General features: G+C 73.5%; 14 protein-coding genes. 9 read left to right on the top strand and 5 right to left on the bottom strand.

The genetic code is table 11. The annotated features are described in order from the left end of the window. Positions 1 to 36: 36 nt before the first annotated feature. The 4 genes from B5Y66_RS09365 to B5Y66_RS09350 are packed head-to-tail and all read left to right on the top strand — an operon-like array spanning position 37 to position 3,793. On the top strand, positions 37 to 1,434 hold the full coding sequence (locus B5Y66_RS09365) for an ABC transporter substrate-binding protein (RefSeq protein WP_079573785.1): 1,398 nt from the start codon (positions 37 to 39) through the stop codon (positions 1,432 to 1,434). Next, the gene (locus B5Y66_RS09360) at positions 1,431 to 2,384 is read left to right on the top strand and encodes a carbohydrate ABC transporter permease (RefSeq protein ID WP_079573783.1); all 954 of its coding nucleotides are present in this window, start codon (positions 1,431 to 1,433) and stop codon (positions 2,382 to 2,384) included. Before B5Y66_RS09365 ends, B5Y66_RS09360 begins: the two co-directional genes overlap by 4 nt. A gap of 2 nt (positions 2,385 to 2,386) precedes the next feature. After that, a complete protein-coding gene (locus B5Y66_RS09355) occupies positions 2,387 to 3,262 on the top strand; it encodes a carbohydrate ABC transporter permease (protein WP_079573782.1) in 876 nt (291 codons plus the stop codon). Between the two features lie 15 nt (positions 3,263 to 3,277). After that, on the top strand, positions 3,278 to 3,793 hold the full coding sequence (locus B5Y66_RS09350) for an LURP-one-related/scramblase family protein (protein ID WP_079573780.1): 516 nt from the start codon (positions 3,278 to 3,280) through the stop codon (positions 3,791 to 3,793). A 7-nt stretch (positions 3,794 to 3,800) separates the two neighbouring features. On the opposite strand, the gene B5Y66_RS09345 is transcribed toward B5Y66_RS09350, so the two are convergent. Next, positions 3,801 to 4,541 carry a GbsR/MarR family transcriptional regulator gene (locus B5Y66_RS09345; protein WP_079573778.1) on the bottom strand — a complete coding sequence of 247 codons (741 nt, stop codon included), beginning with the start codon at positions 4,539 to 4,541 and terminating at the stop codon, positions 3,801 to 3,803. A gap of 230 nt (positions 4,542 to 4,771) precedes the next feature. Here B5Y66_RS09345 and B5Y66_RS09340 point away from each other — a divergent pair, with 230 nt between their 5' ends. Both B5Y66_RS09340 and B5Y66_RS09335 read left to right on the top strand, forming a co-directional pair. Further along, the gene (locus B5Y66_RS09340; RefSeq protein ID WP_079573776.1) at positions 4,772 to 5,437 is read left to right on the top strand and encodes a DUF4097 family beta strand repeat-containing protein; all 666 of its coding nucleotides are present in this window, start codon (positions 4,772 to 4,774) and stop codon (positions 5,435 to 5,437) included. A gap of 71 nt (positions 5,438 to 5,508) precedes the next feature. Continuing rightward, on the top strand, positions 5,509 to 6,003 hold the full coding sequence (locus tag B5Y66_RS09335) for a pyridoxamine 5'-phosphate oxidase family protein (protein ID WP_079573774.1): 495 nt from the start codon (positions 5,509 to 5,511) through the stop codon (positions 6,001 to 6,003). Between the two features lie 7 nt (positions 6,004 to 6,010). Here B5Y66_RS09335 and B5Y66_RS09330 read toward each other — a convergent pair whose 3' ends face one another. Both B5Y66_RS09330 and B5Y66_RS09325 read right to left on the bottom strand, forming a co-directional pair. Continuing rightward, the gene (locus tag B5Y66_RS09330) at positions 6,011 to 7,123 is read right to left on the bottom strand and encodes an RDD family protein (RefSeq protein WP_139820815.1); all 1,113 of its coding nucleotides are present in this window, start codon (positions 7,121 to 7,123) and stop codon (positions 6,011 to 6,013) included. Between the two features lie 59 nt (positions 7,124 to 7,182). Further along, on the bottom strand, positions 7,183 to 8,328 hold the full coding sequence (locus tag B5Y66_RS09325; RefSeq protein ID WP_245807023.1) for a PEP/pyruvate-binding domain-containing protein: 1,146 nt from the start codon (positions 8,326 to 8,328) through the stop codon (positions 7,183 to 7,185). A gap of 61 nt (positions 8,329 to 8,389) precedes the next feature. Here B5Y66_RS09325 and B5Y66_RS09320 point away from each other — a divergent pair, with 61 nt between their 5' ends. Together B5Y66_RS09320 and B5Y66_RS09315 are read left to right on the top strand one after the other, a co-directional pair. Next, positions 8,390 to 8,797 carry a hypothetical protein gene (locus B5Y66_RS09320; RefSeq protein ID WP_079573770.1) on the top strand — a complete coding sequence of 136 codons (408 nt, stop codon included), beginning with the start codon at positions 8,390 to 8,392 and terminating at the stop codon, positions 8,795 to 8,797. Beyond that, the gene (locus B5Y66_RS09315) at positions 8,794 to 9,456 is read left to right on the top strand and encodes a transcriptional regulator (protein ID WP_079573768.1); all 663 of its coding nucleotides are present in this window, start codon (positions 8,794 to 8,796) and stop codon (positions 9,454 to 9,456) included. Before B5Y66_RS09320 ends, B5Y66_RS09315 begins: the two co-directional genes overlap by 4 nt. Positions 9,457 to 9,482: 26 nt before the next feature. Here B5Y66_RS09315 and B5Y66_RS09310 read toward each other — a convergent pair whose 3' ends face one another. After that, positions 9,483 to 9,875, bottom strand: a complete 393-nt coding sequence (locus tag B5Y66_RS09310) for a YunG family protein (RefSeq protein WP_079573766.1) — start codon at positions 9,873 to 9,875, stop codon at positions 9,483 to 9,485. 54 nt (positions 9,876 to 9,929) lie between these two features. Next, a complete protein-coding gene (locus tag B5Y66_RS09305; protein WP_079573764.1) occupies positions 9,930 to 10,376 on the bottom strand; it encodes a MarR family winged helix-turn-helix transcriptional regulator in 447 nt (148 codons plus the stop codon). Positions 10,377 to 10,558: 182 nt separating this feature from the next. Here B5Y66_RS09305 and B5Y66_RS09300 point away from each other — a divergent pair, with 182 nt between their 5' ends. Continuing rightward, positions 10,559 to 11,752: an MFS transporter gene (locus tag B5Y66_RS09300; protein ID WP_079573762.1), complete on the top strand. Its 1,194-nt coding sequence runs from the start codon at positions 10,559 to 10,561 to the stop codon at positions 11,750 to 11,752. Positions 11,753 to 11,761 lie beyond the last annotated feature (9 nt).

Raw genomic sequence — 11,761 nt, 5'->3', positions numbered from 1 at the left:
CCACCGATCGAACCGACCAGCGACGTGAGGACAGCGATGTTCCGACCACGAACCCGGCGGCTCGCCGCCGCGGGCAGCGCCGCCGTCCTCGGGCTCTCCCTGGCCGCGTGCGCCGGCGCGGGGGCCGTCGGCGGGGGAGACGGCGAGCAGATCGTGGTGGCGATCGTCTCGAACCCGCAGATGCAGGACGCGATCTCCCTGCAGGACGAGTTCCGCAAGGAGCACCCCGGCGTGGACGTGCGCTTCGTGTCGCTGCCGGAGAACGAGGCCCGCGCCAAGATCACGGCGTCCGTCGCCACGGGCGGCGGCGAGTTCGACGTCGTGATGATCTCCAACTACGAGACGCCGATGTGGGCCGAGAACGGCTGGATCGAGAACCTGCAGCCGTACGCCGACGCCACCGAGGGCTACGACCCCGACGACTTCGTGCCCAGCGTGCGCGACGCGCTGTCGGTGGACGGCGACCTCTACTCGGTGCCGTTCTACGGCGAGTCGTCGTTCCTGGCGTATCGCAAGGACCTCTTCGAGCAGGCCGGGCTCACCATGCCGGACCGCCCCACCTGGGACGACGTGCGGGAGCTGGCCGCCGAGCTGAACGACCCGGCCGAGGACTTCGCGGGCGTCTGCCTGCGCGGGCTGGCCGGGTGGGGCGAGGTCATGGCCCCGATGACCACCGTGATGAACACCTTCGGCGGGCAGTGGTTCGACGAGGACGGGAACGCACGCCTCGACTCGCCCGAGGTGCGCGAGGCGGTGGAGACGTACGTCGACACCGTGCAGCGGTACGGCCAGCCCGGCGCCGCGACGTCCGGCTTCGGCGACTGCCTCACGCGGTTCGCGCAGGGCCAGGCGGCCATGTGGTACGACGCGACGTCGATGGTCTCGTCGATCGAGGACCCGGCGTCGTCCACCGTGGCGGGCAAGACGGGCTACGTGCCCGCGCCGGTGAGCGAGACGGACGCGGCCGGCTGGCTGTACTCCTGGTCGCTGGCGATCCCGTCCACGAGCGAGCACAAGGACGCCGCCTGGGACTTCGTCTCGTGGATGACCGACAAGGACTACATCAAGCTCGTCGGTGAGCGGCTGTCGTGGGAGCGGGTGCCGCCGGGCAGTCGGCTGTCCACGTACGAGATCCCCGAGTACGCGGAGGTCTCCGAGGCGTACGCCGACGCCACCCTCACGGCGATGGGCGAGGCCACCCAGGAGAAGACGATGGTGGCGCCCGCGCCGTACCCGGGCATCCAGTTCGTCGGCATCCCGGAGTTCCAGGACCTCGGCACCCGCGTGGGGCAGCAGATGTCCGCCGCGATCGCCGGCCAGAAGTCCGTGGCCGAAGCCCTCGAGCAGTCGCAGCAGTACGCGGAGACCGTCGCGGAGACGTACCACGAGCAGCAGGACGCCGCCCCAGGCAGCGAGGCCGGAGGAAAGCCATGACCGCCGTCGCCACCCAGGCCGGGAACCTCCGGCGCGCCCAGGCCCAGCGCGCGGCGCGCGCCGACAAGCACCGGTACTCCCGGGCCGAGCGGTGGCGCCGCCGCGGCCCGCTGCTGCCCGCGCTGGTCTTCACGATCGTCGTCACGCAGATCCCGTTCCTCGTGACGATCTGGTACTCGCTGCACTCGCGGAACCTGCTGCGTCCGGAGTCCGACCTGTTCGTCGGGCTGGCGAACTACGTGGACATCGCGCGCGACTCGGTGTTCCGCCAGACGGCGCTCAACTCGGTGATCATCACGCTGGGCTGCGTGCTCGTCGCGATGGTGCTGGGCATCGTGCTCGCGATCCTGCTCGACCGGCCGTTCCGCGGCCGCGGCGTGGCCCGCACCCTGCTCATCACACCGTTCCTCATCATGCCGGTGGCCAGCTCGGTGCTGTGGTCGATGGCGATGCTCAACCCCACGTACGGGCTGTTCAACTGGACGCTCGGGCTGGTGGGCATCGACCCGGTCGACTGGACCTCGACGTACCCGATCGTCGCGATCCTCATGGCCCTGGTGTGGCAGTGGACGCCGTTCATGATGCTGCTGGTGCTCGCCGGCCTGCAGGCGCAGCCGAAGGACGTGCTCGAGGCGGCCGCGATGGACGGCGCCGGCTGGTGGCGCACCTTCGGCTCGATCACGCTGCCGCAGCTGCGCCGGTACATCGAGCTGGGCGTGCTGCTCGGGATCATCTACGTGGTCAACACGTTCGACCAGATCTACCTCATGACCGCGGGCGGCCCCGGGACGGCCAGCGCGAACCTGCCGTTCTACATCTACCAGCGCGCCTTCCTCGGCTTCGACGTCGGGCAGGCCGCCGCGATGGGCGTCGTCGTCGTCATCGCCACGATCATCGTCGCCTCCGCCGCGCTGCGGCTCATCTTCCGCAGCTTCGACGTCAAGGAGTGAGCATGACCGCCACCACCACGGCTCCGCGCACGACGACGGCGGCCGCGCCCGTGCGGCGCGAGGCGCGCCGCGGTCGCGTCACGGGCGGCCTGCTCACCAGCCTCACCTGGATCCTCGCGCTCGGGTTCTTCTTCCCCGTCCTGTGGATGGCGATGACGGCCTTCAAGCAGGAGAACCAGGCGTCCTCCGACCCGCCCACCTGGTTCTTCAGCCCGACGCTCGACCAGTTCCGGGCCGTGATCGGGGAGTCCGGGTCGTACGTCGCGAACTCGGCGATCGCCACCGGCGTCTCCACCGTCCTCGTGCTGCTGCTCGGCATCCCCGCCGCGTACGCGCTGTCGATCCGGCCGGTGGAGAAGGTCAGCGACGTGCTGTTCTTCTTCATCTCCACCAAGATGCTGCCGGTCGTGGCCGTCATCGTGCCGATCTACGTCATCGCCGGGCAGCTGAGGGTGCTCGACAACATCTGGACCCTCGTCGTGCTGTACACGGCGATGAACCTGCCGATCGCGGTGTGGATGATGCGGTCGTTCTTCCAGGAGATCCCGGCCGAGGTGCTCGAGGCCGCGGCCGTCGACGGCGCGGGGCTGATGAAGACCCTGCGCTCCGTGCTCATCCCCATGGTGGCGCCCGGCATCGCCGCGACGGCGCTCATCTGCGTGATCTTCGCGTGGAACGAGTTCTTCTTCGCGCTCAACCTCACGGCGTCGCGTGCCGCCACGGTGCCGATCTTCATCGTCTCGACGATGACGAGCGAGGGCCTGTTCCTCGCCCGGCTGAGCGCGGCGGCCCTGCTCGCGTCGCTGCCGGTGATCCTCGCCGGGTGGATCGCGCAGAAGCAGCTGGTGCGCGGCCTGTCGATGGGTGCCATCAAGTAAGGCATCCTGGGCGGCATGGCACTCCCTCCGCCCCCGGCCGGCTGGTCGCGGTACGTCGTGAAGTCGAAGTTCGTGTCCATGGGGCGCGACTTCACCGTCACGGACCTCGCGGGCGCCGACGCCTTCGTCGTCGACGGCAAGATCGGGCCGCGCGAGCGCGCCGACGTGCTCGACGCCGCGGGGACCGTCGTGTACCGCGTCACCGGCCGCGTGCTCAACGTGCCGAAGCGCATGACGATCGCCGACGCCGCGGGCACCGAGGTCGCGTCCCTGCACGGCAAGCTGTTCTCGCCGATCCGCTCGAGGATGACGCTCACGGTTCCCGGCAGCCCGGAGTGGGAGCTGCAGGGCAACCTCATCGAGAAGGAATACACGGTCACCGCAGGTGGCGCGCCCGTCGCCCTGATCACCCAGAAGTGGGTGACGGTCCGCGACACGTACACGATGGACGTCGCCGACGGCACCGACCCCGGGCTCGCGCTCGCCGTGCTGTGGGCCGCCGACCGCTGGGTGGAGCGCGACCCGGGCTGATCGAGGCTCAGCCCTCCAGCGCGTCGTCGTCCGGTGCCGGAGCAGGGCCGGTGTGGAGCAGGTCGCGCGCCTGCTCCGCCGCACGCGTGATGCTGTCGGCCACGAAGTCGATGAATCGCGCCATGTTCTCCAGGCGCGCGCCTGCGGGGGACTCGCGGCCCAGGACGTCGACCCCTTGGCGGGCAGTGGCCGCGAGCGCAGCGTTGGCGCGGGCGGCGGCGATCATCGACTGGTACCAGGCGTCGCCGTCGGCGGCGTAGCGCTCGCGGCGGCCGTCCTCGCGCTCGCGGCGGATCAGGCCCAGGTTCTCCAGGAGGCCGACGGCCTTGGACACGGACGCCGGGCTCACCTGCAGCTGCTCCACGAGCTCGGCCGCGGTGAGGCTCCCCGAGTCGGCGACGTAGAGCCGGGTGAGCACGGCGGCGGCCATGCGGGGGAGCCCCGACTGCATGAGCAGGGTCGTGAACGTCTCCTCGTACTCGCGCAGGGCCGCGTCGTCGGGGCGGGCGAGCTCCGTCGCGGCGCCGCGATGCGCCGCGGAAGGGCGGCGACGGTGGGCGCGCTGCTGGGTGGCACGCTGCGCGAGGTCGGCGCGGTAGCCCCCCGGCCCGCCGTTGCGCATCACCTCGCGCGTGACCGTCGACGTCGGGCGGTCGAGCCGTCGCGCGATCTCCGCGTACGCGAGGTCGTCGGCGAGGCCCAGGGCGATCTGCTGGCGCTCCTGCGCGGTGAGCCGGCCTCCCGGCATGGCGTCCTCCCTCGGTCGTGACGCGCCCACGTTACGTTCACTCCGGACCGGATGCAACGCGCGCGACATCGGTGGTTGCGTTGAATTCTCACACCGATGCAACGATCTATGCCCAGTGACCTGCGAGAACGTCTCTGATGTGCAACATTGCTCTTGCCCAGTCTGCGAACGCAACGTAGCGTTTCTCTTGTCAGAAACACTCGCACCGATCACCGCAGGAGCTGAACGCGATGCAGACCTACCCCACCACCACCCCGGTGTCCGCCGTCGTCGACGTCCCCGCCGGGCGCCTGACCTTCATCGCCGCCGATCGCGCCGACACCACCGTCGAGGTGCGGCCTGCCGACGCCTCGAAGAGCCGCGACGTCAAGGCCGCGGAGCAGACCACGGTCGAGTACGCCGACGGTGTCCTGCGCGTCACGGCCCCCGACGGGCACCGGGCCTTCGGCCCCTCCGGCTACGTCGAGGTCACGGTCCAGCTGCCCGCCGGCTCGGGCGTCGAGGTCAAGGCCGCGAGCGCCCCGCTGCGGGGCGTCGGGCGCCTCGGCGACGTCGTCGTAGACACCGCGCACGGCGACATCAAGCTCGACGAGGCGGCGAGCGCGCGCCTCACCACGCAGGCCGGAGACATCGCCGTCGGCCGCCTCACCGGCCCCGGCTCGCTGAGCACCGCGAAGGGCGACCTGAGCGTGGACGAGGCCGTGCAGGGTGCGCTCGACCTGCGCACCCAGGCCGGCGACGTCACGGTGGGTGTCGCGTCCGGCGTCACGGCGTCGCTCGACGCCGGCACCACGCTCGGCCGCGTCAGCAACGCGATCACCAACAACGGCGGCGACGTCGCCGTGGCGATCCGCGCCACGACCACGCTGGGCGACGTGTCGGCGCACAGCCGCTGACCGCTCCCGGTCGCAGGTTCCCGGACCCGCCGGGCCGACGAGTTTCGTCGGCCCGGCGGGTCTGTCCTGGCATGACACCTACCGGAACCCTCGACTCCCGCTTCAGCGAGATCGCCGTGCCCACGCCGTGGGAGGAGGTCGAGGCCGCGCTCTCGGCCGCCACCCTGTACCGGCTCGTCACGGTGCGGGCGGACGGGCGACCGCACGTCACGCCGCTCGTGGGCCTGTGGACGGACGACGGCTTCGCGTTCTGCACCGGCCCTGACGAGCAGAAGGCCCGCAACCTGGCCGCCGGCCCGCAGGTGGCGGTGACGATCGGCTCCCCGGCCTGGGACGACGGGCTCGACGTCGTCGTCGAGGGTGCCGCCGTCCGCGCCACCGGCGAGCCCGGGCTGCGCCGCCTCGCCGACGGGTTCCGCGCCAAGTACGGCGACGCCTGGGACTTCGAGAACGACGACGAGTCGTTCGACCCGCACGGCCAGCGGGCGCTGGTCTATCGCGTCGTCGCCGACAAGGTGCTCGCGTTCGCCAAGTCGCCGCACGGGCAGACGACGTTCCGGCCCTGACGGCCGGTCACCACAGGTCCGCGGGGTCCGTCTCGATGGCCGGGACCGGAGCGGAGCACTCGGCCACGACCGCCCCGTCGTCGAGCAGCTCCGCGCGCGCCGTCCAGCCCGTGGGTTCCTCGGGCACCGTGACCACCGCGGACGCGACCTCATCGGCGAGCGAGATCCACGGGTCGCCGGCGACCTCGTCGAACCCGTCGCCCGCCTCGTCGAGGCCGGTCGCGCCGGGGGACTCGGCCCAGGAGTGGGACCGCCCGTCCGGCGAGGTCGCCGTGAGCCGGGCGCGGAGGTCGCCGACCTCCGGGTTGTCGCTCGAGTCGATGCCAAGCCCGGTGGACCACGCCACCGCGACCTGCCAGCGTGTGACGTCGACGCGCGTGATGCCGAGTCGGGAGTCCATGTCGAACGACCGGGCGCTGCCGATCACCGCCGTCGGCGCGAAGTCCCCGGTGCTGAGGCACGACGTCTCCTGCTCGGACATCTGCTGCCCGCCGCCGCTGCTCGCGGTGATGCTCATCGTGGCAGCCGCGGCGCAGAGCACGAGGGCGACGGCCGAGGTGACGCGGCGCGGCCAGCGCAGCCACGGCGCATGCGTGTCGCGGGCCGTGCGGAGCCGGGCGACGAGGGGATGCGGCTCGGGCGTCGTCGTGCGCACCGCGACGGTGCCGAGCAGCGAGTCCGCGAACGTGCGCCCGTCGCGGCGGAAGGCGGCGCGCAGGTAGCCGATCAGCAGGATCGCGTCGAGCACGTGGGCGAACCAGCGCACCATCGTGCCGGGCAGCCCGATCGGGCGGCCGGAGCCGTCGTCGACCACCGCGATGCCGGCCACCCGCTTGCCGGGCGTCATGCCCGTGTATGCCTGGAGCGCCCCGAGCACCAGCAGCGTGCCCACCGTCCACCCCGCGCCGCCGCCGCCGCCGGGCTTGCCCAGCACGGGCAGCGCGGCCAGGGTCGGCCCGCCGCCGGTGGCGAGGAAGGCCACCGACGCCACGAGGGCCGAGTCGAGGAGGGTCGCCAGCACGCGCAGTACCCACGCGGCCGGAGGGCGGGCACGCGTGAACGGGCCGAGGGCGTGCTCGACGGCCGGTCGTCTCCCGGCAGGGGGTGCCGTCGCAGTCATGGCCGGATGGTTCCACGACGGGCCGTGGGCGTCCACGGGTCGTCCAGCCCGGTCGCAGGTCAGGTGGGTGTGACCGTCCCGGCGTCGCCGTCGACGGCGACCGTGCCGGCGTCGCGCAGGACGTCGGTCGCGGCGGCCACACCGAGCACGGCGGGCAGGCGGAGCTCGCGCGCGACGATCGCCGCGTGCGACAGCAGCCCGCCCGTCTCGGTGACGACGGCGGCCGCGACGCCGAACAGCGGCGTCCACGCCGGGTCCGTCTCGCGGCAGACCAGGACGTCGCCCGGCCGGACCGTGCCGAAGTCGTCCGGCCCGCGCACCACCCGTGCCGGTCCGGTCGCCCGTCCGCCGCTCGCCCCTGTGCCGCGCAACGCCCCTGGCCGGTCGTCGTGCGCCCGGTCCGAGGGGAGGTCGGCCGTGACCGGCCGGGACTGCAGCAGCCAGACGGCGCCGTCGTGGTCCACCGCCCACTCCACGTCCTGCGGCCCGCCGAGGAGGCTCGCGGCTCGCTCGCCCAGCGCGGCGAGGCGCAGCACCGCGTCGTCGTCGAGGCTGGGGCGGGCCCGGTCGGCGGGCGGGACGTCGCGGGTGGTGGTGCCGGCGGCGGAGCGGTCGACGCGCGTGCGCTTGTCGCCGGTGCGGCGCTCGACGACGCGCCCGCCGGTCACCGTGAACCGGTCGGGGTCGACGGCGCCCTGCACGACGCTCTCGCCCAGGCCCCACGACGCCTCGACCACCGTGCGCCCGGCGCCGGTGAAGAGCACGCCTGCCGCCCGGGCGCCGACGAGCCGTTGCACGAGGACGGCGACCTCGACGCCGGACCCGTCGGCGCCGCCCCCGCCCGCGCCCGCCGTCGCCGCCCGGTAGGCGGTGGCCCGTGGTCCGGCGGCCGACGCTCGGCAGGTCGCGACCGCCCGGACGACGTCGGCCGTGCCGACCACGCCGAGCACCGTGTCGTACTGCCCGGCCGCCGACGCGCGCGCGCCGTCCTCGTCCGCCGCGGACGACCGCACCGCCACGGGCCCGGGCCGGTCGAGCCGGTCGAGCCCTGCGGCGACGGCTTCCGGCAGGTCCCGCTCCGGGACGCCGGCGGGCACGACGTAGCCGTCCGGGACGGGCAGCCCGGCGCGAAGCAGCCGGCCGATGGTGGCGGCCTTGCCGCCGTGCGCCGACGAGGCGGCGTCGAGCGGGAGCACCGCGGGCACGAGATCGCCTCACCTTCAACATGATGTTGACAACAATTCGTTGATGGTCCACCGTCGCGGGATGGAACGCAAGCCCCACGACGCCGACCAGGGTGCCGCCGACGACGAGGCCCGCGCCCGCCGTGTGCTGCTCGACCTCGGCGCCGACGCGCTCATGCCGCGCCCCTGGCAGCCGGCATCCGTGCCGCCGTCGGCGACCGACCTCGTGCGCCACTACCTGTGGCGCTCCGCGCGCGGGGAGCTCACCCCCGCGCAGGACGCCGCGGGGGCGCTCGCCGCCCTCGCGCTCGCGCCCTCGGCGCGCGCCGAGGCGGAGCAGCTCGAGGTCGCGGCGCTGTTCTCCGCCCGCGCCGCCGGGCACACGTGGGGGCGCATGGCCGGGGCGCTCGGCCTCGGCTCCCCGCAGGCGGTGCAGCAGCGGCTCGACCGGCTCGTCGCCCGGTCGGCGGGGGCGGGGGAGGCGTCGTGAGCCGCGCGTCGGAGCCCGAGCTGCTCGTGCTGCACGCCGTCCGCGTCCGGGGCACGGCGGACGACGCCGCGGTCGCCGAACGGGCGGGAGTCGCGCCCGACACCGCTCGCGAGCTCCTGCTCGACCTCGAGGCGTACGGGCACGTGACCTGGGCGGAGTTCGCCGGGTCGGGCGGATGGTCTCTCACGGACCGAGGCCGGGCCGAGGGCGAGCGTCGCCTCGCCGCGGAGCTGGCCGCCGACCCGAGCGGCCGCGCCGCCACCGTCGTGCGCGAGGCGGTCGCCGCGTTCGACCCGCTGAACTCCCGGCTGCTGCGGGCGTGCACCGACTGGCAGCTGCGCCCCGGCGACGGCGGGCGCCTCGACGTCAACGACCACCGGGACGCGGACTGGGACGCCCGCGTGCTCGACGAGCTCGCCGCCGTCGTCGACGGCGTGCGACCGGTGCTCGCCGCTCTCGCGGGCGAGCTCGCTCGGTTCGCGGGCTACGACCGGCGGCTCGACGACGCCCTGACGGCGGCTCGGGGCGGTGACGGCGCGCGCGTGGCCGGCCTCGGCGCGGCCTCCGTCCACGGGGTGTGGATGGAGCTGCACGAGGACCTGCTCGCGACGGCGGGCATCCCGCGAGGCGCTGCGAATCCGGTCGACCGGCCCTGCTGAACTGCGGGGCCTCCGCGGACCGCGCCTCAGCGCCGGGGCGCGGCGCCCAGCGCTTCGAGGACCCGGTCGCGGAGGAGCTCGTACTGCTCCCGGTGGTAGCGAGGCGCGTCCGGGGGCCGGGCCACCACGGTGCCGCCGACGACCGTCTCCTCCGGCCGGAACTGGTCCGCCGTGAGGTCGACGTCCGTGCCGTCGGGCAGCCGGTTCCAGTAGTGGTGGCCGATCTGGGCCCCGTCGACGTGGACCTCGGCGAGGACCAGGTCGCCGCCCAGGATGTCCTGGACGACCAGGGCGGTCATGCCGCACTGGTCGCGTGACGGGTTCTCGCGGGACCACTCCAGGCTCATGTGCGGATAGCAGGTGTCGGGACCCCAGGCGGCGAGGAAGTGGTCACGCAGCTCATCGACGGTGATCGGCATGCGGGCAGCATGGCACCGCGCGCCGACACGCCTCGGGCGAGGGCGGCGCCGCCGTCAGACCGCCGCGACCTCGTGCAGCGACGACGCCAGCGGGGCGATCTCGGGGATCTTCTCGGCGCGCGTGAGGGCGTCCTCGAGCGCGCGGTCGTGCGTGGGCCGGGCCTTCTCCAGGAGGGCGCGGCCGCCGGGCGTGAGCTCGGTGTAGATGCCGCGGCGGTCGTCGGCGCACAGGATGCGCGTGAGCAGTGCGCGGTCCTCGAGGCGGGTCACGAGGCGCGTCGTGGCGCTGCTGGACAGCGCGGCGGCACGCGCGAGCTGCTGCATGCGCATGTGCCAGCCGTCCTGGCGGCTCAGCGCGTCCAGCACGGTGAACTCCACGACGGACAGCTGGTGCTCCTTCTGCAGCGCGCGCTCCAGGTCGGTCTCGATCAGCCCGTGCAGCGCGGCGAGCGTGCGCCACCCGCGTGCGCGGATCTCGACGGCGTCGTCGGCGATTCCCATGTCGGCCTCCTCGCGGGCTCGTGGCAGCCCGTCGTCCGGGTCACAGCATAGCGCCTTGCGCCTATATAGCGCGTGTGCAACTATCTAGAACGTTGCGCGTGCAACTAATGCACGCGCCGGTAGTTGCGTCCGGCCTCACACCGGGCCGGACGCGTCCCCACCCTCACCCTCATGGAGGCACGATGCCTGCCGCGCTGTACGCCCTCGCCCTCGGGGGCTTCGGCATCGGACTCACCGAGTTCGTCATCATGGGCCTGCTGCCGGAGGTGGCCGCCGACTTCGGCGTCACCGAGACGGTGGCCGGCTACCTCATCTCCGGCTACGCCCTGTCCGTCGCCGTCGGCGGCATCGCCCTCACCGCGGCTCTCTCCCGGGTGCCGCGCAAGCAGGCGCTCATGCTGCTCATGGTCCTGTTCATCGCCGGCAACCTGCTGTCCGCCGTCGCGCCCACCTACGGGATGACGATGGCCGGGCGGGTCGTCGCCGCCCTGTGCCACGGCGCGTTCTTCGGCATCGGGGCGGTCGTCGCGGCCGACCTCGTGCCCGCGAACCGCCGTGCCGCCGCCATCTCGTTCATGTTCGGCGGGCTCACCGTCGCGAACGTGGCGGGCGTGCCGCTCGGCACGTTCCTCGGCCAGGCGGCCGGGTGGCGCGCCACCTTCTGGGCCATCACCGCCATCGGCGTGCTCGGTCTGATCGGCATCGCGGTCCTCGTGCCGCGCGTCGAGCATCGCTCCACCGGCTCCGTGCTGTCGGAGTTCCGCATCTTCCGCGACCGCCAGGTCTGGCTGTCGATGGCGGTCACCGTGCTCGCCTTCGGGGGCATGTTCGGCGGGTTCACGTACATCGCCTTCACCCTCACCGAGGTCAGCGGCTTCAGCGCCGCCGTCGTGCCGTGGCTGCTCGTCGTCTTCGGCGCCGGCCTCTTCGCGGGCAACGTCCTCGGCGGCCGGGCCGCCGACCGCAACCTCGTCAAGGCGCTCGTCACCGTCATCGCGGTGCTGGCGGCCGTGCTCGTCGTCTTCGCGCTCACCGCGCAGAGCAAGGTCGCGACCGTGGTCGCGCTGCTGCTCATGGGCGGCTTCGGCTTCGCCACCGTGCCCGGCCTGCAGGCCCGCATCATGCGGTTCACGGAAGCCGCCCCCACGCTCGGCTCCGGCGCCAACATCGCCGCGTTCAACGTCGGCAACGCGTTCGGTGCCTGGGCCGCGGGCCTCGCACTCGCCGCCGGCGCGGGCTACACCTCGCCCCTGTGGGTGGGCGCCGCCATCACCGTCGTCGGGCTCGGCGTCCTGCTGGTCGCCGTCCGCACCCGCGGTGGCGAGCTCGCCCGGCCGCGCGACGTCGAGCACGAGCTCGCACCCGCGGCCGTCTGACCCCGACGC

The sequence above is a fragment of the Krasilnikoviella flava genome (assembly GCF_900167525.1).
GTDB lineage: Bacteria > Actinomycetota > Actinomycetes > Actinomycetales > Cellulomonadaceae > Isoptericola > Isoptericola flavus.
Note: the sequence above shows the minus strand (reverse complement) of the source record. Positions and strands in the feature narration are given on the sequence as shown.

Excerpts from the sequence above, each read along its gene's own strand:
- B5Y66_RS09365 (WP_079573785.1), top strand. The coding sequence starts at position 37 with ATGTTCCGACCACGAACCCGGCGGCTCGCCGCCGCGGGCAGCGCCGCC.
- B5Y66_RS09360 (WP_079573783.1), top strand. The coding sequence starts at position 1,431 with ATGACCGCCGTCGCCACCCAGGCCGGGAACCTCCGGCGCGCCCAGGCC.
- B5Y66_RS09355 (WP_079573782.1), top strand. The coding sequence starts at position 2,387 with ATGACCGCCACCACCACGGCTCCGCGCACGACGACGGCGGCCGCGCCC.
- B5Y66_RS09350 (WP_079573780.1), top strand. The coding sequence starts at position 3,278 with ATGGCACTCCCTCCGCCCCCGGCCGGCTGGTCGCGGTACGTCGTGAAG.
- B5Y66_RS09345 (WP_079573778.1), bottom strand. The coding sequence starts at position 4,541 with ATGCCGGGAGGCCGGCTCACCGCGCAGGAGCGCCAGCAGATCGCCCTG.
- B5Y66_RS09340 (WP_079573776.1), top strand. The coding sequence starts at position 4,772 with ATGCAGACCTACCCCACCACCACCCCGGTGTCCGCCGTCGTCGACGTC.
- B5Y66_RS09335 (WP_079573774.1), top strand. The coding sequence starts at position 5,509 with ATGACACCTACCGGAACCCTCGACTCCCGCTTCAGCGAGATCGCCGTG.
- B5Y66_RS09330 (WP_139820815.1), bottom strand. The coding sequence starts at position 7,123 with ATGACTGCGACGGCACCCCCTGCCGGGAGACGACCGGCCGTCGAGCAC.
- B5Y66_RS09320 (WP_079573770.1), top strand. The coding sequence starts at position 8,390 with ATGGAACGCAAGCCCCACGACGCCGACCAGGGTGCCGCCGACGACGAG.
- B5Y66_RS09310 (WP_079573766.1), bottom strand. The coding sequence starts at position 9,875 with ATGCCGATCACCGTCGATGAGCTGCGTGACCACTTCCTCGCCGCCTGG.
- B5Y66_RS09305 (WP_079573764.1), bottom strand. The coding sequence starts at position 10,376 with ATGGGAATCGCCGACGACGCCGTCGAGATCCGCGCACGCGGGTGGCGC.
- B5Y66_RS09300 (WP_079573762.1), top strand. The coding sequence starts at position 10,559 with ATGCCTGCCGCGCTGTACGCCCTCGCCCTCGGGGGCTTCGGCATCGGA.